Origin of the sequence: Sulfitobacter sabulilitoris (assembly GCF_005887615.1) — a bacterium.
GTDB lineage: Bacteria > Pseudomonadota > Alphaproteobacteria > Rhodobacterales > Rhodobacteraceae > Sulfitobacter_E > Sulfitobacter_E sabulilitoris.
Genome location: NZ_VANS01000002.1, coordinates 572,571 through 594,840, shown reverse-complemented (window position 1 = coordinate 594,840; position 22,270 = coordinate 572,571). Strand labels below are relative to the sequence as shown.

The following is a 22,270-nucleotide window of genomic DNA, read 5'->3' as shown; positions in this document are numbered from 1 at the left end:
TCTGCCGCTGATTGCGGCGCATGCGTCACGCGTGTCACGCTTTGTCTGGCCACGCCAACCTAGCCGCGGCCTTTCCATGGCACCAGGATCCGCTCGGCCCAGCGCATCAGCATGTCGATGCCAAAGCCGATGACCCCGATCAGAATGATCCCCATGATCACGATATCGGTATTCTGGAACTTGGAGGCGACCATGATCATCATGCCGGCCCCCTTTTCCGCCGCGACCAGTTCGGCCGCCACCACTGTGCCCCAACAGACCCCCATCGCCACCCGCGCGCCGGTAAAGATTTCCGGCAGGGAATTGGGGATGATGACATAGCGCATGATCTGCCACTTGCTGGCCCCAAGACTGTAGGCCGCGTGCACCTTTGAGATATTCACACCCGACACACCCGACCGCGCGGCAATCGCCATGATCCAAAGCGCCGCGAGAAACAGCAGGATGATCTTGCCCGTCTCGCCGATGCCGGCCCAGATGATGACCAGCGGGATCAGCGCGAGCGGCGGCACCGGGCGCATGAATTCGACGATCGGGTCGAACCACCCGCGAAACCAGTTGCTGAGCCCCATCGCATAGCCCAGCGGTATCCCGACGATGGCGCCGCACAAGAACCCCACCACGACGCGGAACAGCGAATAGCCCAGGTGTTCCCACAGGGTCGACCCGCGAAAGCCTTCGCCCGCAATTTCGATCACGCGGCTGACCACGGCCTCGGGCGCGGGCAGCCAGATCGGCTCCATCTGCCAGCCCTTTCTGGGTTCGAAATTCAAGGTCCCTTTCGGGCTCATTCCGACGCGGCCGAATTCGGTGTCCACACTGCGGCCCGGCCCGATCTTCTGGCCGTCGACCTCGATCACCTCGGCCCCGGCATCGCGCCCGATCTCGTCGTTGCGGTCCACCCGGATCAAACCGCTGCGCCATGCGCCCACGGTCGCGCTGTCGTTCTTGGCCCATCCGTCGCCGGGGTCGACCTGCGGCGCGGTCGCGTCCTCGGAAATGGGATGCACCAGAACCGTCACCGTCGCGGTGTCGCGATCATTGCCGACGGCGGCGGTGTATTCAAAGGTCGCAACCCCTTCGAAGGGTCCCGGCGCATGCAGGAATTTGGGCAACAACGCCGACCCGGTGAACATGCCCCACAACAAAAAGATCGTCAGGATCGAGATGACAGAGGCATAACGATTGCTGACCACCGCGCTTTCATCGCCGAACGTCACGGTCTTGAGCGAACCGTAATCGCTGCGCCCGCGGCGTTCCATGACAAAGCGGACCATGTAAAAAGCGGCGACAAAGATACCTGCATAGATCAGAAAGGGGATCATGCGCTTTCCTCCTGCCGGCCCATGATCTCTTCTTCCATGTCCCAGATCATGCTCAGGATTTCCTCGCGCTTTTGCGCAAATTCGGGGTGTTTCTTGACCTCGCGCAGATCCGCGCCCACACCCATTTCGGCAAAGGGCAGACGGTATTCGCGGTGAATGCGCCCCGGTCGGGGGGCCATCACCAGCAACCGTTCACCCAGCAGCAGCGCCTCTTCGACGGAGTGGGTGATCAGGATGATCGTCTTGCCCGTCTCTTTCCAGAGCTTGAGCACCAGGCTTTGCATCTTTTCACGGGTCAGCGCGTCCAGCGCGCCCAGGGGTTCATCCATCAAGATCACATCCGGATCATTGGCCAGACACCGCGCGAGCGCCACACGCTGCTGCATGCCCCCCGACAATTCATAAACCGCCTTTTCCTTGAAATCCTGCAGGCCGACGACATCAAGCAGGCGGTTGACCACCTTGGCCTTGTCATGCTTCGGCATACCCTTCATCGAGGGGCCAAAGCCCACGTTTTCACGCACGCTCATCCATTCGAACAGCGCGCCTTGCTGAAACACCATGCCGCGTTCGGCGTCGGGGCCTTTGACGTCATGCCCGTTCAGCACGATCTTGCCCTCGGTCGGGGCCAGAAATCCGGCGACGATGTTCAGCAGCGTGGTCTTGCCGCAGCCCGACGGCCCCAGCACGCTCAGCAACTCGCCCGCCTTGAGGTCAAGCGACACGTCCTTGAGCGCCTGCACCGCTCCGCCATCCGGCAGGTCGAAACGCATCGACAGGTGTTCAATGGATAGTCCGGTCATAACTGTTCCAGTGTCGTTGTGGGGCGCGGGCGGCAATCAGCCCTGCCAGTCGGAAATTATCGCGTCTGCTTGGTATTCGACCAGCCGGCCGGGGTTCTCGAAACGGCTGACCGCCAGGATCGTAGCGACCCGGCGAACATCGCGGGAATAGTCGTTGCGGCCGTCGATGGTGGCTTTCCAGTCGTCGATGTCGGTCCGTATCACCTGCGGGCGCGCGCCGTCCTGCAAGCCCGATCCGGCCTGCTCCAGCGCGGATTTGATGCTCTCAAGGCATTGCCGCGGCTGGGCGGCAACATCGCCGGTCCCGCAATCCGGCCCCGCCGGAGCAGTGCCACCGATGCCGGTACGAGCGCCGGCCCGCACCGCGCGGCTGCCCCCGACGACAGCGTCCATCGGGTTGCCGTTCGATATCAGTTCGCTTGGATATGACGTCATACCGCGCGCCCTTCGCTGCCGACACTCGTTTCGGATGCCGGGGCGCACCGCGACCACGGTGCGCCCCCAAGTCGTGAAGGTACGGGCCTACATGCCCATCGCGGCTTGCAACGGTCCGGTGTTGACCGTGCCGTCATAGCTGTCGAGCGCGGCATCGATGCTGCCCGCTTCGACAAACACGTTGGCCACGCCCTGCATGAATTCCTGGCTGCCACCGCCAAGCCATTTCGGGCCAAGCTGCGTTTCGACATCCGGGAACACGAAGCCCGCCAGCGTCTCCTGCGCCGCCGCCTCGTCCATGCCGGCATCCTTGGCGATCACCGGCAGCATTTCGGCCGTGTTCTCGCCCGAGTTCCACATCGCGTTGGCATCCGCCGTCACCTTCAGGAACTTCGCCAGCAGTTCGCTTTCCTCGGCCACGAAATTCGCGGGCGCCGATGTGACGTCGAACACCAGGATACCCAGCTCTTCCTTTTCCGCGCCGGTCAGCAGCACGTTGCCGCTTTCCTTCATCCGACGCAGCGCGCCGCCCCAGCCGCAGGCCATGTCGATCGACCCCTGGGCCAAGGCCGCGGCCCCTTCGGCGGGGGCCATGTCAACGACGTTCAGGCTGGCCACGTCGACGCCGAAATGGTCCATCTGCTTGAGAAAGCCATAGTGCGCCGCCGTGCCGAGCGGGACGGCGACCTTCTTGCCCGCAAGTTCAGCGGCCGAATCCTTGGTGATTTCGAGCGCGGAATTGACCACGCAATTGTCGTTGTCGGAATAGGACACGGCCACATCCACGACCTGGATGTCCTGCCCCGCCGATGCCGCGACCACGAAAGGCGGCACGCCCTGGCTGACGCTGATCTGCACGTCACCGGATGCCATCGCGGCGCTCATCGCGGTGCCGGTGTCAAAGCTGACCCAGTTGATCTTGACGCCCATTTCCTCTTCGTATGTGCCCATTTCCTTGGCATATTGGAACGGCATCGGCCATTCGAGGAAATAGGCCACCGTGATTTCGCCGCCGTGTCCCGCCGCGAAGGCGCCCTGCGCGCCGGCCAGCATCGCCGCGCCGGCAACTGCGCCCATCAGATTGGTCTTGATTGTCATGTGTAAGGTCTCCCGTGGTGGTGCCGCGCCCAGGCGGCTTATTCTTGATACGGGCGGTCTTCCGCCTCGTTGCACCGGACGCGCCCGCCCCGCACCCGTATGATCGGAGCCGATATCGCCGCGCCAATCAATGTTTTTTCTGCGGCAGCGGCGTGTGTCCAGAATCCGAAAACCAGATCTTGATCTTTTGAAATGTCGAAAAAGCCCTTTGTTTTCAATTCAACGCCTCCGGACCGCCCACCGCGCCACGCCCGCACCCCCTTGTCTGGAATCACCAATGGGGGCAAACTGGCCCTACTTGCCAACCGGAAAAACCTGTGGTGTCAGGAGGACAAAGCGCCACCTGCGCGCGGGTTTCACTGCGCTGCGCGCCTCACTGCAGATCGAAAGGCCACATTATGGACGGCACATTCAGCGAAAATGATATTTCCGGCGTCGTCGAAGCGGATCGCGCCCATATCTGGCATCACCTGAGCCAGCACAAACCCTACGAGACGACCGATCCGCGGATCATCGTCGAGGGCCGCGGAATGCGCGTGTGGGACCAGAAGGGCAAGGAACACCTCGATGCGGTGTCGGGCGGCGTCTGGACGGTCAATGTCGGCTATGGGCGCGAGCGGATTGCCAATGCCGTGCGCGATCAGTTGATCAAGCTGAACTATTTCGCAGGTTCCGCCGGATCGATCCCCGGCTCCATGTTCGCCGAAAAACTGATCGAAAAGATGCCCGGACTGTCGCGCGTCTATTACTGCAATTCGGGGTCCGAGGCGAACGAGAAGGGCTTCAAGATGGTGCGCCAGATCGCGCACAAGCGCTACGGCGGCAAGAAGCACAAGATCCTGTACCGCGACCGCGACTATCACGGCACCACCATCGGCTGCCTGTCGGCAGGCGGCCAGGATGAACGCAACGCGCAATACGGCCCCTTCACGCCGGGGTTTGTCCGGGTGCCGCATTGCCTTGAATACCGCAGTTTTGAACAAGATGGCGCGCCGGTCGAAAACTATGGTGTCTGGGCCGCCGATCAGATCGAGAAAGTCATCCTTGCCGAAGGGCCCGATACGGTGGGTGGCTTGTGCCTAGAGCCGGTGACGGCAGGCGGCGGCGTCATTGTCCCGCCCGACGGCTATTGGCCCCGTGTGCAGGAGATCTGTCGCAAGTACGACATCCTGCTGCACATCGACGAGGTCGTTTGCGGCGTGGGCCGCACCGGCGAATGGTTCGGCTACCAGCACTACGGCATCCAACCTGACATGGTGACGATGGCCAAGGGTGTGGCGTCCGGTTACGCCGCCATCGCCTGCCTTGTGACGACCGAAGAGGTGTTCAACCTTTTCAAGGACGACCACACCGATCCGATGAACTATTTCCGCGACATCTCGACCTTTGGCGGCTGCACGGCGGGGCCGACTGCCGGGCTCGAGAACATGGCGATCATCGAGGACGAGAACCTGCTGTACAACACGACCCGCATGGGCGCGTACATGCTTGACCAGTTGGCCGCGCTGGCGGACCGTCACAGTGTGATCGGGCAGGTTCGCGGCAAGGGCCTGTTCCTGGGCGCCGAACTGGTCGCGGATCACGACAGCCGCGCGCCCGTGCCGGAGGCGCGCGTGCAGCGGGTCGTCGGTGACTGCATGGCGCAGGGCGTCATCATCGGTGCCACGAACCGGTCGCTGCCGGGCAAGAACAACACGCTGTGCTTTTCGCCGGCGTTGATCGCCACCCGCGATGACATCGACCAGATCGTCGCGGCGGTGGATGGCGCGCTCAGCCGCGAATTCGGCTGATCACCCTGGCCGCTGCACGCCTTTTTCCGGTGCGCGGCGGTGTCCCGGTCTGGCGCGGTCGCGGGGCGCACAGCCATCGACGGTCATGCCACGGACCTGAAAGGCCGGTTGCACGCCAGCGCGCGCAGCGGTGCCATCAGGGCACCGCATCGTGCCGCACTGCGCTTTTGCGTCGTTGCGTCACAACAATGAACTCAAAGGCCGGCGGACCAAAGCCGAAGCAGAAAAATGTTGATCTGGCGCAGTGTGCGACCGGACGTGCCGGATAAAGCTTTCGCATCTGCATTGACCCGGGGAACCAATATGCGGTCTCAACAGTTCTATCACTACTCAACTTGGAGGAAGTCATGAAGAAGTTTCTTATTGCTCTGCCGATGATGGCCTTGCTCGCCGCCTGTGATACGCCCACCCAATCGACGCTGACAGGCGCCGCAGCCGGCGCGGCCGTCGGCGCAGCCGTGTCTGGCGATGACGACAAGGTCGTCGGCGCACTGATCGGCGGAGCGGCGGGTGCCGCTGCCGGTAACTACATCGGTCGCACGCAGGCCGGTGCTTGCGTCTACCAGCGCCCCGATGGCTCGCGTTACACGGCATCCTGCCCGTAACCACGACACTACCAAATCCGATCACGCCGCCGCGCCTCTTGGGCCCGGCGGCGTTTTCAATGGTGCAACCGGACCCCGCGCACCATACCGATAGGACCAGATTGCCCAGCGATTAGGTCCAGGCTATGCTGCGGCATGGCCCTGCCCGTTGAAACCTTTTTTCTGCACTCCGACGCGCAGGGCACGCTGCAGGCGCAGATCCAGCAGATGGTCGCCCAAGGCATCCTGTCGGGCCGATTCCAGCGCGGTGAAAAGCTGCCCTCGACCCGAAAACTGGCGATTCATCTGGGCGTCAGCCGGATCACTGTGACAATCGCCTACACGGAATTGCTGGCCAACGACTATCTGACGTCGCGGGGCCGGTCAGGATACTTCGTTTCCGAAAACGCGCCGGTGCCGCCCGCCTTTGACCCCGGCCCCCGCGGCCCGGACGGGGTGGATTGGACCCGCGCCATCGGACAGCGGTTCTCGGGCGGCGACACGCCGCGCAAACCGCCCGACTGGGCCCGCTACCGGTTTCCCTTCATCTATGGCCAGGCGGATCCGACCCTGTTCGACCACGCGAACTGGCGGCTCAGCGCGCTGCAGGCGCTTGGCCAGCGGGATTTCACATCCCTGACCACGGATTATTATGACCAGGACGATCCACAGCTTGTTGAATTCATCGCCCGCCACACCTTGCCGCGCCGCGGGATCAACGCGCGACCCGAACAGATCCTGATCACGCTGGGCGCGCAGAACGCGCTTTGGCTGACGGCGCAGGTCTTGTTGACCCAGCGGCGCAGCGCCGTTCTCGAGGATCCAAGCTATCATGCCTTGCGCGACATATTGCGACAGTCGCGGTGCCACGTGACCCCGGTCCGCGTGGACCGCGATGGTCTGCCGCCCACGGCGATACCGCCCGGAACGGATGTGATTTTCACCACCCCCAGCCACCAGTGCCCCACCACCGCGACCATGACGATGGCGCGGCGTCACGCGCTGCTGGACCGCGCCCGCGCGATGGATGCGCTGATCGTCGAAGACGACTACGAATTCGAAATGTCCTTTCTCAAGCCCCCCTCGCCGGCGCTGAAATCGCTCGATGCGGATGGGCGCGTGATCTATGTCGGCAGCTTTTCCAAATCGCTGTTTCCGGGCCTGCGGCTTGGCTATCTGGTGGGGTCCGAGCCCTTCATCCGCGAAGCCCGCGCATTGCGCGCCAGCGTGTTGCGCCACCCGCCCGGCCATATCCAGCGCACCGCCGCCTATTTCCTGAGCCTCGGGCATTACGACGCGCAGATTCGCCGGATGGGGCGCGCGTTTCACGACAGGCGCCGCGTGATGGAGCAGGCCATTGCGGACACGGGCCTGCGGATCGCCGGGCAAGGCGCCTATGGCGGATCGTCGTTCTGGATGCGCGCGCCGGATCACGTGGACACCGACCGATTGGCGGAACGACTGCGGGCGAAAAGCGTTCTGATCGAACCCGGTCGCGCCTTTTTCGACGGCGAGGACCGCCCGAAGAACTACTACCGGATTGCCTATTCATCCATTCCGTCGGCACGCATCGCCGAAGGTGTTGCGCTGATCGCCGAGGCGGTGCGATCCGCTGTGTGATCTGGCCGCATCCGGCTGGCGCAACTGGCCCTAACGCACCGGTCCATTTGGCCTTAGCGTCACCTCACCCGGATTCGTCCGCAAATCTTTCTCCAAGGATTCCCCCTGATGAAAATGACCACCGAAGAAGCCTTTGTGAAAACCTTGCAGCGGCACGGCATCGAACACGCCTTTGGCATCATCGGGTCGGCCATGATGCCGATTTCAGACCTGTTCCCGCAGGCCGGGATCCAGTTTTGGGACTGCGCGCACGAAGGGTCGGCGGGCATGATGTCTGACGGCTACACCCGCGCGACCGGCAAGATGTCGATGATGATCGCCCAGAACGGCCCCGGCATCACCAACTTCGTCACGGCGGTCAAGACCGCCTACTGGAACCATACGCCGCTGCTGCTCGTGACGCCGCAGGCCGCGAACAAGACCATCGGCCAGGGCGGGTTTCAGGAAGTCGAGCAGATGAAGCTGTTCGAGGACATGGTCGCTTATCAGGAAGAAGTGCGCGACCCGTCGCGCGTGGCCGAGGTGCTGACGCGCGTCATGTCCAAGGCCAAGCGCCTGTCGGGCCCGGCGCAGATCAATATCCCGCGCGATTTCTGGACCCAGGTTGTCGATATCGAAATCCCGGATCCGGTCGAGTTCGAGGTGTCGCCGGGCGGTGAAAATTCGGTTGCCGCCGCCGCCGGACTGATCTCGGAGGCGAAAAACCCGGTGATCCTGAATGGCGCCGGAGTGGTTCTGTCCAAAGGCGGGATCGCCGCGTCGATGGCGCTGGCCGAACGGCTCGATGCGCCGGTCTGCGTGGGCTATCAGCACAATGATGCCTTTCCCGGATCACACCCGCTGTTTGCGGGGCCGTTGGGATATAACGGGTCCAAGGCGGGGATGGAGCTGATCCGCGACGCCGACGTGGTGTTGTGCCTTGGCACCCGGCTCAATCCGTTTTCGACCCTGCCGGGCTACGGCATGGACTATTGGCCCGCGAGCGCCAGGATCATCCAGGTCGATATCAACCCCGACCGGATCGGCCTGACGAAAAAGGTGTCGGTGGGCATTGTCGGCGACGCGGCCAAGGTCGCACGGGGCATCCTGTCGCAGCTTGCCGATCACGCCGGTGACGCCGGGCGCGCCGAACGCAAGGCCCGCATCGCACAGACGAAATCGGCTTGGGCGCAGCAACTGTCGTCGATGGACCACGAAGATGACGATCCCGGCACCACCTGGAACGAACGCGCGCGGCAGGACAAGCCCGACTGGATGAGCCCCCGCATGGCATGGCGCGCCATCCAGAGCGCCCTGCCGACCGACGCGATCATCAGTTCCGACATCGGCAACAACTGCGCCATCGGCAACGCCTATCCGGCGTTTGAGGCGGGGCGCAAATACCTTGCGCCCGGTCTGTTCGGCCCTTGCGGTTATGGTCTGCCCGCGATCGTCGGGGCCAAGATCGGCTGCCCGGATGTTCCGGTGGTCGGGTTTGCGGGCGATGGCGCGTTCGGGATCGCGGTCAATGAACTGACCGCCATCGGGCGCGGCGAATGGCCGGCGATCACGCAGGTGGTGTTCCGCAACTACCAGTGGGGCGCGGAAAAGCGCAACTCGACCCTGTGGTTCGACGACAATTTCGTGGGCACCGAACTGGACGAGGACGTGTCCTATGCCGGGATCGCCACGGCCTGCGGATTGAAGGGTGTCGTCGCCCGCACGATGGAGGACCTGACCGCCGCCCTGTCCAAGGCCATCGACGACCAGATGAACCACGGCAAGACCACCCTGATCGAAGCGATGATCAACCAGGAACTGGGCGAACCCTTCCGCCGCGACGCGATGAAGAAACCCGTGCCCGTCGCGGGGATCAGCAAGGATGACATGCGACCGCAGGCCGTCTGATCGATGCCTGACGCGGGCCCCTGTCTGGTGTTCAACGCAGGGTCCTCGTCGATCAAGGCGGCGGTGTTCGACCAGCATCTGGTACAGGGGCTGACCGCCGAGGCGTCGGGCATCGGACAGGCGGGAGCGCTGCGCATCGGGGATCATGTGCGACAGCTTGGTCTGCCGGATCATGCCGCCGCGCTGGATCACCTGATGGCCGGCCTGGCGCAGGCCGGGCTGCCGCTGTCCGGTCTGGGCGTGGTGGCGCACCGGGTCGTGCATGGGGGTGACGCCCTGACCGCGCCCGCCGCGATCACGCCGCAGGCCCGCGCGGCCATTGCCGACTGTGCCGCGCTCGCGCCGCTGCACAACCCGCCGGCGCTTGCGGTGATCGATCACATCGCGCTTGCCGCGCCCGACCTGCCGCAAACCGCAAGCTTCGACACCGCCTTTCACGCCACCATCCCCGAGGTCGCGCGCCGCTATGCCCTGCCCGATCTGCCGCAAACCGCGGCGATAAAGCGTTATGGCTTTCACGGGATCAGCTATGCCGCGATGGTCGCCAACTGGACCAGGGCCACCGGAACCCCCTTGCCCCGGCGGCTTTTGGCGCTGCACCTTGGCAACGGATGTTCGATCTGCGCGATCCGCGACGGTCGTTCGGTCGCCACGACAATGGGTTATTCGCCGTTGGAAGGGCTGACAATGGGCACAAGGTCGGGCAACATCGACCCGAACGCCGTTCTGCGATTGGTGGATGACATGGGACTTGAGGCGACGCACGACCTGCTCAACCGACGCGCCGGATTGCTTGGCCTGTCGGGCATCAGTTCAGACATGCGCCGGCTTGGCCAGTCGGACGACCCGAGGGCCCGCTTTGCCATTGACCATTTCTGCTATTGGGCGGCGCGGCATGCCGGGTCCATGCTCGTCGCGATGGGCGGCTTCGACGCCATTGCCTTCACTGGCGGCATTGGCGAGAACGACAAGACCGTACGCCAGCGTATCGTTGCGTCGCTCGCCTTTGCCGGAGAGAAGCCTGTGCAGGTGATCCACGCCGAGGAAGAACGCCAGATCGCCGCCGACGCGTGGCAAGTGATGGAGCCCGCCGCGTGACAGTTTCCAGCAGAACGGACCAGACATGCAGCCAGTGATCGACCTGAGCCCAAAAGTGTCTGACGAGGTCCGCCGCACGACCTGCTACATGTGCGCCTGCCGCTGCGGGATCAATGTGCACATGAAGGCGGGCAAGGTCGTCTATATCGAAGGCAACCGGGATCATCCGGTCAACAAGGGCGTACTCTGTGCCAAGGGATCGGCCGGAATAATGCAAGTCAACGCACCCTCGCGTCTGCGCGCCCCGTTGAAGCGCGTCGGGCCGCGCGGGTCCGGCGAATTCGAGGAAATAAGCTGGGATGAAGCCTTGCAGATCGCGACCGGCTGGCTGGCCCCCATTCGCGCAAAAAACCCCGAAAAACTGGCTTTTTTCACCGGTCGCGATCAGTCGCAGTCGTTCACGAGCTACTGGGCGCAAAACTTCGGTACGCCGAACTACGCGGCACACGGCGGGTTTTGTTCGGTCAACATGGCTGCGGCGGGCATCTACACGATGGGCGGCGCGTTCTGGGAATTCGGACAACCCGATTGGGACCATACCAAGCTTTTCATGCTGTTCGGCGTGGCCGAAGATCACGACAGCAACCCGATCAAGATGGGAATAGGCAAGATCAAGGCCCGTGGCGCGCGGGTGATCGGCGTCAATCCGATCCGCACCGGATATAACGCCGTGGCCGACGATTGGGTCGGCATCACGCCCGGCACCGACGGGCTGTTCATCCTGTCGATGATCCATGTGCTGATGAAGGCGGGCCGGATCGATCTCGACTACCTCGCGCGCTATACCAATGCGCCTGTGCTGGTGAACGGCGACCCCAAATCGCCGGAGTTCGGTCTTTTTCTGCGCGATGACGCGGGCAAAGAGCTTGTGATCGACCGCGCCACAGGCAAGCTGACCCCCTTTGACCACCCCGGCGTCCGTCCGGATCTTGCCGCGACGCATCGCGCCGGCGGCATCACGCACCGCCCTGTCTTTCACCAGATGGCGGACCTCTATCTTGACCCGCAATACGCCCCAGAAGCGGTGGCGGAGCGTTGCGGCATCGCAGCATCCAGGATCCGTGCGATAGCGTCCGAACTCGCCCGCGTCGCCTTCGACGAAGCCTTCGAGTTGGATCGCGAATGGACCGATTTCCGCGGCGAGACGCACAAGACGATGACCGGCAGGCCAGTGTCATTTCACGCCATGCGCGGGATTTCGGCCCATGCCAACGGGTTTCAGACTTGCCGCGCGCTGCATGTGCTGCAAATCCTGCTGGGAACGGTCGAAGTGCCCGGCGGCTTCCGCTTCAAGCCGCCCTATCCCAAACCCGCCACCGCGCACCCCAAACCGCATTGCAAGGTCACGCCGGGGGCGCCGCTCGACGGTCCGCACCTGGGCTTCGTGCAGGGGCCCGAGGATCTTGCTCTCAAGGACGATGGAACTCCGGCGCGCATCGACAAGGCCTTCACATGGGACAACCCCATGTCGGCGCACGGTCTGATGCATATGGTCATCTCGAATGCGCATGCGGGCGACCCCTACAAGATCGACACGCTGTTCATGTACATGGCCAATATGTCGTGGAATTCATCGATGAACACGCGCGGGGTCATCGACATGCTGACCGACAGGGGCGACGATGGCGAATATGTCATTCCGCGGATCATCTATTCGGATGCGTATAGTTCGGAAATGGTCGCCTATGCCGACCTGGTCCTGCCCGACACCACCTACCTCGAACGTCACGATTGCATTTCATTGCTGGACCGCCCGATCTGCGAGGCCGACGCCGCCGCCGATGCGATCCGCTGGCCGGTGATCGAACCGGACCGAGACGTTCGCGGATTTCAAAGCGTGCTGTGCGATCTTGGCGCGCGGCTGGGCCTGCCGGGCTTTGCCAATGAAGACGGCAGCGCGACTTATGCCGACTATGCCGACTATATCGTCAATCACCAGCGCCGCCCCGGTATCGGCCCGCTGGCGGGCTTTCGCGGCGATGGCACGCAGGCCGGTCGCGGTGATCCCAACCCCGACCAGTTGAACCGCTACATTGCCAACGGCGGTTTTTTCGTCACCCATGTCCCCGACGCCGCCGCCTACTACAAACCCTGGAACACGGCCTATCAGGATTGGGCGGTCGGCATCGGCCTTTGCGACAAACCCCAACCCTACCTGTTTCAAATCTACGTCGAACCGATGCGCCGGTTTCAGCGCGCCGCCGAAGGGCACGGCGACCGCCAGCCACCCGACCACCTGCGCGACCGGATCAAGGCCACGATGTCGCCCCTGCCAATCTGGCACGAAACCGACCAGACCGGGAACGACGGCTTCCCGGTGCACGCGCTCACCCAGCGGCCGATGGCGATGTATCATTCCTGGGGCAGTCAAAACGCCTGGCTGCGCCAGTTGCACGGTCACAACCCCCTCTATCTGCCCACCAGGCTGATGCGCGAGAACGACCTGAAAGATGGCGATTGGGCGCGTGTCACCTCGCCTCACGGCGAGATCACCGTTCCGGTGCTGGAAATGACCGCGCTCAACGAAAACACCGTCTGGACATGGAACGCCATCGGCAAGCGCAAGGGCGCCTGGGCGCTCGAACCGGACGCGCCCGAAGCGACGCGCGGCTTCCTGCTCAACCACCTTATCCACGAATTGCTGCCACCCAAGGGCGACGGGCTGCGCTGGTCGAACTCCGATCCGATCACCGGTCAGGCGGCTTGGTTCGACCTCAAGGTCAGCATCGCCAAGACCACACCGCCGCAAGAATCTCTGCCTGCGTTCGACCCGATCAAATCGCCCGTGGGCACCGGCCCGAAAACGCTCCGCTGGAAGGTCGGACCATGACCCTGCTTCCAAATGGACAAAAATACCGCGGGGTCCGGGGCAGCGCCCCGGTTCCTCCCCATCCAACCAACCGGATGCCCGATCAATGACGCAACTCCCCGCCCACACCGACAAAAAGCTCGGGTTGGTCATCGACCTCGATACATGCGTGGGCTGCCATGCCTGCGTGATCTCCTGCAAGGGCTGGAACACCGAAAACTACGGCGCGCCGCTCTCGGATCAGGATCCTTATGGCGCGGCCCCCTCCGGCACCTTCCTCAACCGCGTGCACAGCTACGAAATGCAACCCGACCACGGCGCCGCACAGCTTGCCCATTTCCCCAAGTCCTGCCTGCATTGCGAAGACGCGCCCTGCGTCACGGTCTGCCCCACGGGCGCCAGCTACAAACGGGTCGAGGATGGCATCGTCCTGGTGAACGAAAGCGACTGCATCGGCTGCGGGCTTTGCGCCTGGGCCTGTCCTTACGGCGCGCGCGAACTCGATGCCGCCGAGGGCGTGATGAAGAAATGCACGCTGTGCGTCGACCGTATCTACAACGAAAATCTCGCGCCCGAAGACCGCGAACCCGCCTGCGTCCGCACCTGCCCCGCCGGAGCGCGGCATTTCGGGGATCTGGGCGACCCGGACAGCGCGGTCAGCCAACTCGTGGACCGGCGCGGCGGGATGGACCTGATGCCGGAGCAGGGCACCAGACCGGTCAACAAGTACCTTCCGCCCCGGCCCAAGGACAGGTTGCACGAAACCGACGTGCTGGCGCCTTTTCTTGCCCCCGTCGCGGAAGACCCCAAGGGCTTCTTTGCCTGGCTCGACAAAACCCTGGAGAAGCGTTGATGCATCCGGCGCCTTCGGTCATCGTCTTCACCACCTTCTCGGGCCTCGGGTTCGGCCTTCTGGTTTTTCTTGGTCTCGGCTATCCGGCGGTTTCCGGTTGGTCGGCTTTCGCCTTTTTCATGATTGCCTATCTCTGCGCGGTCGGGGGGCTGATGGCTTCGACCTTTCACCTCGGTCGCCCGGAACGCGCGCTCAAGGCCTTCACCCAATGGCGTTCAAGCTGGCTGAGCCGCGAGGCATGGTGCGCGGTCGCGGCGCTGCTGACAATGTCGCTCTACGCGGCGGCGCTGGTATTTTGGGACACGCGGATTGCGGCGTTGGGCTGGATCGGCGCGGCGTTGTCCCTATCGACCGTCGCGACCACCTCGATGATCTATGCCCAGCTCAAGACCGTTCCGCGATGGCACTCGCCCGCGACCCCGGCACTGTTTCTGGCCTGCGCGCTTGCTGGCGGTGCGCTTCTCGCGGGTCAGGTCACCTGGGCGATCTGGCTCCTGAGTGTCGCCGGGGCGGTCCAGCTCGCCGCATGGATCATCGGCGACAGCGCGTTTACCCGGTCGGGAACCACGATGGCGACAGCCACGGGGTTGGGCAGCATCGGCAGCGTCCGCGCCTTCGAGCCGCCCCATACCGGCACCAATTACCTGTTGCGGGAATTCGTCCATGTGGTCGGCCGCCGGCACAGGACAAAGCTGCGCATTATAGCGATAGGGCTGATGGCGATCGTGCCCATCGCGTGCCTTCTGGTCCCGTTCTCGCACTGGCTGGCCGGTTTGGCGGTCCTCAGCCATGTCGGCGGCGTGCTGACGGCGCGCTGGCTTTTCTTTGCAGAGGCCGAGCATGTCGTCGGCCTCTACTATGGCAAGAGATAGCGCCTAGCCCATCAATCCGGCGTGCCGCAGGCCGTCGTCGATCAGCGACTTGGTGCCATCCGTCAGTTCCGTCAGCGGCAGGCGCACTTCGGCCCGGCACAGACCAAGCCGCGACATCGCGTATTTCGCACCCACCAGACCCGGTTCGGTAAAGATGGCCTTGTGCAGCGGCATCAACAGGTCCTGGATTTCCAGCGCCTTGGAATAGTCGCCACGCGCCGTCGCCGCCTGCATCTGGCTCAGCAGCTTGGGCGCAACGTTCGCCGTCACCGAAATGCAGCCCACGCCGCCTTGCGCATTGAACCCGTGCGCGGTCGCATCCTCGCCGGACAGCTGGATGAAATCGGGGCCGCACGTCAGCCGCGTGTCACAGACACGCGCCAGATCGCCCGTCGCGTCCTTGACGCCGACGATGCGCGGCAGTTCGGCCAGCTTGCCCATCGTCGCCGGTGTCATGTCGATCACCGACCGGCCGGGTATGTTGTAGATGATGATCGGAATCTCGGCACAGTCGTGCAGCGCGGTGAAATGCGCGATCAGCCCGGCCTGCGTCGGCTTGTTGTAATAGGGCGTGACCACCAGCGCCGCATCCGCGCCGACCTTTTGCGCAAATTGCACCAGCCGCATCGCCTCGGTCGTGTTGTTGGATCCCGCGCCCGCGATGACCGGAACGCGCCCGCCCACGGCCTCGACGACCTCTCGAATCACGGTTTCATGCTCGCCGTGGCTCAGCGTGGGGGATTCGCCGGTGGTGCCGACCGGGACAAACCCGTTGGTGCCCTCGCCGATGTGCCATTCGACCAGTTTCTTGAGCGTCTCCAGATCCAGGGCGCCGTTCGCGAACGGCGTGACGAGGGCTGGCATTGAGCCTTTGAACATGGGCACGCTCCTTTATAGTCTGACTGGCCTGCGTCGGCCGTGAACCACCGCGCGTCTGGCGGGGTTGTGATTTTGATCTGCCCCGGAAACGCGATATGTGACAGAGGCTCTAGCCTTCAATTCAAGGGAAATGCAAGTGATCACACGCATCGCAACCGTTCTGGCACTTGTTTTGCTGGCCGCGACGCCGGCCCTGTCGGAGCGTCCGCGCCCCCTGGGGTGGGCGATGGACGCCCTGCGCGCCGGAAATTGGGAGGTGGCCGCGAAACTGGCCGCCCGCGACGGCGAGGTCGCCGCCGATGTGATTGAATGGCATCGCCTGCGCGCCGGTCGCGGCAGCTTTGACGATGTGGCGGCGTTTCTGGCCCGCCGGCCCGACTGGCCCGGCGAGGATTACCTGCGCCGCCAGTCCGAAGATGCGGTGGCTCAGGCGGGCGATGCCGCCGTGCTTGGGTTTTTCGGCAGCGCCGTACCGCAGACCCCGCGCGGTGTCCTGGCGCAGGCAGAGGCCCTGATCCGCGCGGGCCGAACAGGGGAGGCGGACGCCAACCTGGTGATCGCCTGGCGGACGATGCCGATGAATGCCGCCAATCATGGCAGTTTCGTCAACCGCCATACCGGGCTCTTGAAACCGCATCACGCCGCCCGGCTCGATGCGATGCTGTGGGAGGGCGAAATCGAGAACGCCCGGCGGATGTTGCCCCTGGTGCCCAGCGCCGACAAGGCGCTGGCCGAGGCGCGCATCGCGCTGCAGCGTCAGGCCGATGGCGTCGATGCCGCGATTGCAGCCGTTCCCGCCAGCCACGCGGGATCACCGGGACTGCAGTACGACCGGTTCGTCTGGCGCGCGCGCAAGGGCCGCGCCGAGGACGCTTTGACGCTGATGCTGGCGCAGTCCACCAGTGCCGAGGCGCTGGGGCTTCCGGCCAAGTGGTCAAACCGCCGCCGGTCGCTGGCGCGCGACGAGATGCGCAAGGGCAATGCGACCCGCGCCTATGCGCTGGCGTCCTCGCACCACCTGATGAGCGGATCGGATTATGCCGATCTGGAATGGCTGGCCGGCTACATCGCACTGCGGCAGCTTGAGGACCCGAAAACCGCCCTAAGGCATTTCGACAATCACGATTCCGCGGTTGAATCCCCGATCTCGAAAGGGCGCGCAGGCTATTGGCAGGGGCGTGCGCTCGAGGCATTGGGCGATGCGGCGGGTGCCGATCAAGCCTATGCCCGCGCGGCGCAGTTCCAGACCTCGTTTTATGGTCTGCTGGCCGCGGAACGCGCCGATCTGTCGTTTGACGCCGAACTCGTCGGCGACGACGCCATCGGCGATTGGCGCGACGCGGATTTCGCCGCAAGCAGCGTTTTCGAAGCCGGACTGCTGCTGCAGGCCTCCGGCGAGACCAGCCTTGCGGAGCGGTTCTGGACCCACCTGGCCGAAGGGCTGAATGCCAATGATGCGGCCCTGCTGGGACAGGTGGCGCTGGACGCAGGCCAGATGCACCTCGCTGTGATGATCGGCAAGCGTGTCGCCTATCGCGGCATCGTCATTCCCGCCGCCTATTACCCGATCCACCCGGTCATCCGGCAGCCGTTGCCGATGGCGCCCGAAATGGTGCTGTCCGTCGCGCGCCGCGAAAGCGAATTCGACCCGGGCGTGCAGAGCGGCGTTGGCGCGCGCGGCCTGATGCAGATCATGCCCGGCACCGGGCGTGACGTGGCGGGCGAACTTGGCGTTCTTGCCGCGCATACCACCGACCGGCTGATCGCCGAGCCCGACTACAACGCCGAATTGGGCGCGGCGTATCTGGCCGGTCTGGCACGGCGCTTTGATGGCAACGTGGTGATGATGTCCGCCGGCTACAACGCGGGGCCGGGACGTCCGCTGTCGTGGATGAAAACCTACGGCGATCCGCGCAGGGGCGACATCGACGTCGTCGACTGGATCGAACACATCCCCTTCCGCGAGACGCAGAACTACGTGATGCGCGTCACCGAAAGCCTGCCCATCTATCGCGCGCGTTTGGGGCACGAACCCTTGCCCATCCCCTTCAGCCAGGAATTGATCGGCTCAACCCTTTTGTCGTTCGCGCCACAGGGTGAATAGCCCCGCCGCCACGATAAGAGCGGCCCCCGTGGCCACGTTCACCCGAACGACTTCGCCAAAGACGGCAATGCCCAGAAGGGATGCAAAGACAAGCTGCAGATATGCAAAGGGCTGCACCGCGCTGGCCTCCGCGACCTCGTAGCACCGGATGAGCAGCCAGTGCCCCAGCGCGCCGGTAACGCAAAGCGTTGCCATCCACGCCCAGTCCCGCGCGATCATCGGCTCCCAAAACCATACGCCAACGCATGTTACGGCAATCGCCCCTGTCGTGCCCGTCCAGAAAAAGCTGGTGGCGGTACTGTCGCGCCGCGCGGCATAGCGCGTCAGCAGACCGTAGACCGCAAACATCACCGCCGCGATCAGCGGAATGATCGCCGCCGGGTCGAACACAGCCATTCCCGGTTGCAGGATGATAAGCACGCCGATGAACCCCACCCCGATCGCCGCCCAGCGCCGCCAGCCGACACGCTCGCCCAGGATCGGACCCGACAAGGCGGCCACCAGCAGCGGATAGCAAGTAAAGACCGCGTGGCTCTCGACAAGGCCCAGGACGGTGAAGCCCACGACCATGACGCAGATCTCGGTCACCAGCAGAAGGCCGCGCAGGATCTGAAGCGCGGGCTGTCGCGTGCGCGCGGCGGCCCGGATGCCCCCCGCCTTGCGCCGCGCGATGGCGATCACGAAGGCCGCAAAGAACCAATAGCGGATCATCACGACCATGTAGACGTTGTATTCGCCCGCCAGATGCCGCGAAATGCCGTCTTGCAAAGCAAAGACAAGCGTCGTCAGGATCATCAGGCCGATGCCAAGCCGCACGTTGTTGGACTGGCTCACGATGGTGGCATGGGTCATCTCAAAGTTCCACGCGTCATGTGGCGTTTTCGGCCATAGCCCTGCACACGGCGCACGTCAAAGCCGGCGTCGCTCAGGCCACGCCGTACGAAACCGGCGGCGGAATAGGTCGCCACCGTGCCGCCCTGCGCGGTCCGCTGGGCCACGGCCCGCATCAGATCGGGCGACCAAAGCTCCGGGTTCTTGGCCGGCGAGAACCCATCCAGAAACCACGCATCGGCGCGACCGGGCCAATCGGGCAGTGTCTCGCGGGCATCCCCATGCACGATCTCGGCCTCCAGCCCGGGCAGCGACACGTGACGCTGTTCGGGCGACCATGCCGCCAGCAAGGCATCGCGCCTGCCGTCGAACTGCGGATGCCGCGCCAGCGCGCGCGCCATGTCATCGCACGACAGGGGATAAAGCTCGAAACTGGTGAAGCGCAGCGGCTCCGCCTGCCCGGCCCGCACCCACGCGTTCCAGGCCACCAGAAGGTTCAGGCCGGTGCCAAAGCCCAGCTCGGCAATGTGGAACCCAGGCGCAAATCGCGCCGGCAGGTCGTTGCCGTCCAGAAACACGTGGTGCGTTTCCGCGGCACCGTCATCAAGGCTGAAATAGGGGTCGTCGAAGCGGGTGGACACAGGCACATCCTGCGCGTTCCAAGTCACGTCTGCCGTCTGGTTCTGCACGGGCTGCCCCTGTAAGGTCGCGCTGAAATCAAACGGACAGTGCGGCAGGGGGCAGGCTTTGGCAATGCGCGAAATGGGGGCGGATATCACGGTGCGCGGGGCGGGTATCTTTGGCCTGTCGATCGCGTGGGCCTGTGTCCGTCGGGGCGCGCGAGTGCGGCTGATAGACCCGCATGGCGCGGGCGCGGGCAGCAGCGGCGGCATCGTGGGTGCACTGGCCCCGCATGTGCCGGAAAACTGGAACCCGAAAAAGGCGTTTCAACTGGACAGCCTGTTGATGGCATCGGAATTCTGGGCCGAGGTCGAGGCGGCTGGCGGCGGCGACGCGGGGTATGCCCGCAGCGGCAGGATACAGGCGATTGCCGACGATGCCGCGCTGGCCCTGGCCCGCCGCCGCGCGGTCACGGCGCAGGACCTGTGGCAGGGGCGCGCCGACTGGAGGGTGATCCCGGCGACGGGCGATGCGTGGTCCCTGCCCAGCGCCAGCGGGATGATCGTTCACGACACCCTGAGCGCGCGAATCCACCCGCGCCGCGCGTGCGACGCGCTGGTCCTTGCGCTGCGCAGCAGGGGCGTCGAGGTAGTGGCGGAGGGCGCCGATCGTGGGCCGACGATATGGGCGACCGGCGTGCAGGGCCTCCGGGCGCTCGGCGAGGGGCGCAGCCGCATCGTCGGCGCAGGCGTCAAGGGCCAGGCGGCAGTGTTGGATTTCGCCGCGCCGCCGGACGCGCCACAGCTTTTCGTGGACGGTCTGCACGTGATCCCGCACGCCGACGGCACTGTCGCCATCGGCTCGACCTCCGAGCGGGACTATGACGCACCGGCAACGACCGATGCGAAACTCGACGAGGTTCTGGCCCGTGCGCGCGCTGCTGTTCCGGTGCTGCGCGACGCCCCCGTCATCGCCCGCTGGGCCGGTGTGCGGCCCCGCGCCCGAAGCCGCGCACCCATGCTGGGCGCATGGCCGGCGAGACCGGGGCATTACATCGCGAACGGCGGGTTCAAGATCGGCTTCGGCATGGCGCCGAAGGTCGCGCAGGTGATGGCCGATCTGCTGCTCGAGGATCGTGACACGATCCCCGAGGGTTTCGAGGTCGAGGCCTCGCTATAGCCGCGCTCTAGCGTTCGATCTCGGTCCGCAGGTTCGCCATCAACTGCGTCAGCGTGTCGATGTACATGTCGCCCTTGAGTTGGCCCGATTCATCGAACTGGTTCGACGAGTTCGCCAGATGCATTTCCGGACCCTGAAGGATGCGGGGCTGGAACGGCACCATGAATGACCGCAGGATCATCTGCGCGCGCTCGCCGCCCGCCCGGCCTGCCGCTGCGGACATCACCGCCACCGGCTTGCCCTCCCACGGGTTGCCCTCTGTCCGACTGACCCAGTCGAGCGCGTTTTTCAGTACCCCGGACGGGCCCTTGTTGTACTCCGGCGTCGAAATCAGGATCGCGTCGGCGGCTTTGATCTGTTCGGCCAACACCTGCGCCGGCTTGGGCACGCCGTCGGCCTGCTCGTCGTCGCCGTCATAGACCGGCATTTTCAGGTCGCCCTCGGTAAAGCGGCAATCACCGAACAGCCGCGCGGCCTCGCGCAGAAGCTTGCGGTTGGTCGCCTCGCGGCGGAGCGAGCCCGAAAGGCCCAAAATCGAATAAGATGCCATTGTCCGTCTTCCATATCAGTTCAAGCGTGTTGGCCTAGAACCTGCGGCGCATGGCACAAAAAGCAAGGGCCCCGGACAGGATCCGAGGCCCCTTTGGCATATTTTCCGCTGTGATCGCCGCGCCTTAGGCGTTGGGCAGAATCACGATCTCGACCCGGCGGTTCTGCGCCTTGCCAGCGGGCGTCAGGTTGCTTGCGACGGGCTGGCTTTCGCCGCGGCCGAAGGCCTGGACACGCGCGGCACCCACGCCCGCGTTCAGCAACACCTGCGCCACCGCATTGGCGCGACGCTCAGACAACTGCTGGTTATAGGCGGCATCGCCATCGCTATCGGTGTGCCCGATGATCTGGATGGTCGAATTGGGATACTGGCGCAGGTTGCCCGCCACGGCGTTCAGATCGCTCTGCAGGTCGGGGCGCACCGCAAAGCTGTCGGTGGCGAACAGGATATCCTGCGGCAGGGTCACGATCAGACGGTCGCCGGTGTTGGTGATCTGCACGTTGCTGTTGCCCACCTGGCGGCGCAGGTCGGCCTCTTGCTTGTCGAGCGAGTAGCCGATGCCGGCGCCGATCGCGCTGCCGATCACCGCGCCGACAAGTGCGCCGTCACCACGGTTGCCGTCGCCCTTGGACAACGCGCCCACAAGCGCACCGGCGCCCGCGCCGATCAGGGCGCCCTGCTGGGTCTTGGGGTTGTTGGAGTTCTGCCCGATGGCGCCCGGCTGTGTGCAGGCACCAAGTGCCACCGCACCCGACAGCGCGATGACGAGAGGAGATTTAACAGTAAACATATAAGATTGCCTTCATGCGTTGCAGCCCCGTTCGGGCAGGGCAATTGGTCTCGGACGTACATATAGGTGCGGCGACAGGGGGCGAAAAGCCGCATCCGCCGCGCATCGGCAGCTTCCCGCGCATGGTGGCCAAATGCGGGCG

Annotated in this window: 19 protein-coding genes; 10 read left to right on the top strand and 9 right to left on the bottom strand. The window is 64.5% G+C overall.

Annotated features, from left to right (window positions below):
- Positions 1-59 precede the first annotated feature (59 nt).
- The 4 genes from FDT80_RS11235 to FDT80_RS11220 all read right to left on the bottom strand — a co-directional run bounded on the left by FDT80_RS11235 (position 60) and on the right by FDT80_RS11220 (position 3,661).
- Positions 60-1,325, bottom strand: coding sequence for an ABC transporter permease (locus FDT80_RS11235; RefSeq protein WP_138662363.1), 1,266 nt, complete (start codon positions 1,323-1,325; stop codon positions 60-62).
- Positions 1,322-2,128, bottom strand: a complete 807-nt coding sequence (locus tag FDT80_RS11230; RefSeq protein ID WP_138662362.1) for a taurine ABC transporter ATP-binding protein — start codon at positions 2,126-2,128, stop codon at positions 1,322-1,324. The genes FDT80_RS11235 and FDT80_RS11230 overlap by 4 nt, the downstream gene beginning before the upstream one ends.
- A gap of 36 nt (positions 2,129-2,164) precedes the next feature.
- Positions 2,165-2,563: a Rid family hydrolase gene (locus tag FDT80_RS11225; RefSeq protein WP_246039925.1), complete on the bottom strand. Its 399-nt coding sequence runs from the start codon at positions 2,561-2,563 to the stop codon at positions 2,165-2,167.
- 87 nt (positions 2,564-2,650) lie between these two features.
- Positions 2,651-3,661 (bottom strand): taurine ABC transporter substrate-binding protein, encoded by a 1,011-nt coding sequence (locus FDT80_RS11220; protein WP_138662361.1) that lies wholly within the window; start codon positions 3,659-3,661, stop codon positions 2,651-2,653.
- 398 nt (positions 3,662-4,059) lie between these two features.
- On the opposite strand from FDT80_RS11220, the gene FDT80_RS11215 reads away from it, so the two are divergent.
- The 8 genes from FDT80_RS11215 to FDT80_RS11180 all read left to right on the top strand — a co-directional run bounded on the left by FDT80_RS11215 (position 4,060) and on the right by FDT80_RS11180 (position 15,174).
- Positions 4,060-5,451, top strand: coding sequence for an aminotransferase family protein (locus FDT80_RS11215; RefSeq protein WP_138662360.1), 1,392 nt, complete (start codon positions 4,060-4,062; stop codon positions 5,449-5,451).
- A 347-nt stretch (positions 5,452-5,798) separates the two neighbouring features.
- The gene (locus FDT80_RS11210; RefSeq protein WP_138662359.1) at positions 5,799-6,056 is read left to right on the top strand and encodes a glycine zipper 2TM domain-containing protein; all 258 of its coding nucleotides are present in this window, start codon (positions 5,799-5,801) and stop codon (positions 6,054-6,056) included.
- A gap of 135 nt (positions 6,057-6,191) precedes the next feature.
- On the top strand, positions 6,192-7,655 hold the full coding sequence (pdxR, locus tag FDT80_RS11205) for a MocR-like pyridoxine biosynthesis transcription factor PdxR (RefSeq protein ID WP_138662358.1): 1,464 nt from the start codon (positions 6,192-6,194) through the stop codon (positions 7,653-7,655).
- 108 nt (positions 7,656-7,763) lie between these two features.
- Complete coding sequence (gene xsc / locus FDT80_RS11200; protein ID WP_138662357.1) at positions 7,764-9,542, top strand: sulfoacetaldehyde acetyltransferase; 1,779 nt, start codon at positions 7,764-7,766, stop codon at positions 9,540-9,542.
- Between the two features lie 3 nt (positions 9,543-9,545).
- Positions 9,546-10,640: an acetate/propionate family kinase gene (locus FDT80_RS11195; RefSeq protein ID WP_138662356.1), complete on the top strand. Its 1,095-nt coding sequence runs from the start codon at positions 9,546-9,548 to the stop codon at positions 10,638-10,640.
- 25 nt (positions 10,641-10,665) lie between these two features.
- Positions 10,666-13,470, top strand: a complete 2,805-nt coding sequence (locus tag FDT80_RS11190; RefSeq protein WP_138662355.1) for a molybdopterin oxidoreductase family protein — start codon at positions 10,666-10,668, stop codon at positions 13,468-13,470.
- A gap of 85 nt (positions 13,471-13,555) precedes the next feature.
- Positions 13,556-14,302 (top strand): 4Fe-4S dicluster domain-containing protein, encoded by a 747-nt coding sequence (locus tag FDT80_RS11185; RefSeq protein ID WP_138662354.1) that lies wholly within the window; start codon positions 13,556-13,558, stop codon positions 14,300-14,302.
- Positions 14,302-15,174, top strand: a complete 873-nt coding sequence (locus tag FDT80_RS11180; protein ID WP_138662353.1) for a dimethyl sulfoxide reductase anchor subunit family protein — start codon at positions 14,302-14,304, stop codon at positions 15,172-15,174. Before FDT80_RS11185 ends, FDT80_RS11180 begins: the two co-directional genes overlap by 1 nt.
- 3 nt (positions 15,175-15,177) lie before the next feature.
- Here FDT80_RS11180 and dapA read toward each other — a convergent pair whose 3' ends face one another.
- Positions 15,178-16,053, bottom strand: coding sequence for a 4-hydroxy-tetrahydrodipicolinate synthase (gene dapA, locus FDT80_RS11175; protein ID WP_138662352.1), 876 nt, complete (start codon positions 16,051-16,053; stop codon positions 15,178-15,180).
- A 130-nt stretch (positions 16,054-16,183) separates the two neighbouring features.
- On the opposite strand from dapA, the gene FDT80_RS11170 reads away from it, so the two are divergent.
- The gene (locus FDT80_RS11170) at positions 16,184-18,157 is read left to right on the top strand and encodes a lytic transglycosylase domain-containing protein (protein WP_170311847.1); all 1,974 of its coding nucleotides are present in this window, start codon (positions 16,184-16,186) and stop codon (positions 18,155-18,157) included.
- Here FDT80_RS11170 and FDT80_RS11165 read toward each other — a convergent pair.
- Together FDT80_RS11165 and mnmC2 are read right to left on the bottom strand one after the other, a co-directional pair.
- Positions 18,122-19,009: a DMT family transporter gene (locus tag FDT80_RS11165; protein WP_138662351.1), complete on the bottom strand. Its 888-nt coding sequence runs from the start codon at positions 19,007-19,009 to the stop codon at positions 18,122-18,124. The two genes, FDT80_RS11170 and FDT80_RS11165, sit on opposite strands and share 36 nt — an antisense overlap.
- Entirely contained in the window at positions 19,006-19,677 is a 672-nt protein-coding gene (gene mnmC2 / locus FDT80_RS11160; RefSeq protein ID WP_138662350.1) for a tRNA (5-methylaminomethyl-2-thiouridine)(34)-methyltransferase MnmC2, read from the bottom strand. Before mnmC2 ends, FDT80_RS11165 begins: the two co-directional genes overlap by 4 nt.
- A 64-nt stretch (positions 19,678-19,741) precedes the next feature.
- Between mnmC2 and FDT80_RS11155 the strand changes: the two genes are divergently transcribed.
- A complete protein-coding gene (locus tag FDT80_RS11155; RefSeq protein WP_246039924.1) occupies positions 19,742-20,788 on the top strand; it encodes an NAD(P)/FAD-dependent oxidoreductase in 1,047 nt (348 codons plus the stop codon).
- Between the two features lie 7 nt (positions 20,789-20,795).
- Here FDT80_RS11155 and FDT80_RS11150 read toward each other — a convergent pair whose 3' ends face one another.
- Both FDT80_RS11150 and FDT80_RS11145 read right to left on the bottom strand, forming a co-directional pair.
- Positions 20,796-21,338 (bottom strand): NADPH-dependent FMN reductase, encoded by a 543-nt coding sequence (locus FDT80_RS11150; protein WP_138662349.1) that lies wholly within the window; start codon positions 21,336-21,338, stop codon positions 20,796-20,798.
- Between the two features lie 124 nt (positions 21,339-21,462).
- Positions 21,463-22,128 (bottom strand): YiaD family glycine zipper/OmpA-like lipoprotein, encoded by a 666-nt coding sequence (locus tag FDT80_RS11145; RefSeq protein WP_138662348.1) that lies wholly within the window; start codon positions 22,126-22,128, stop codon positions 21,463-21,465.
- Between the last annotated feature and the right edge of the window lie 142 nt (positions 22,129-22,270).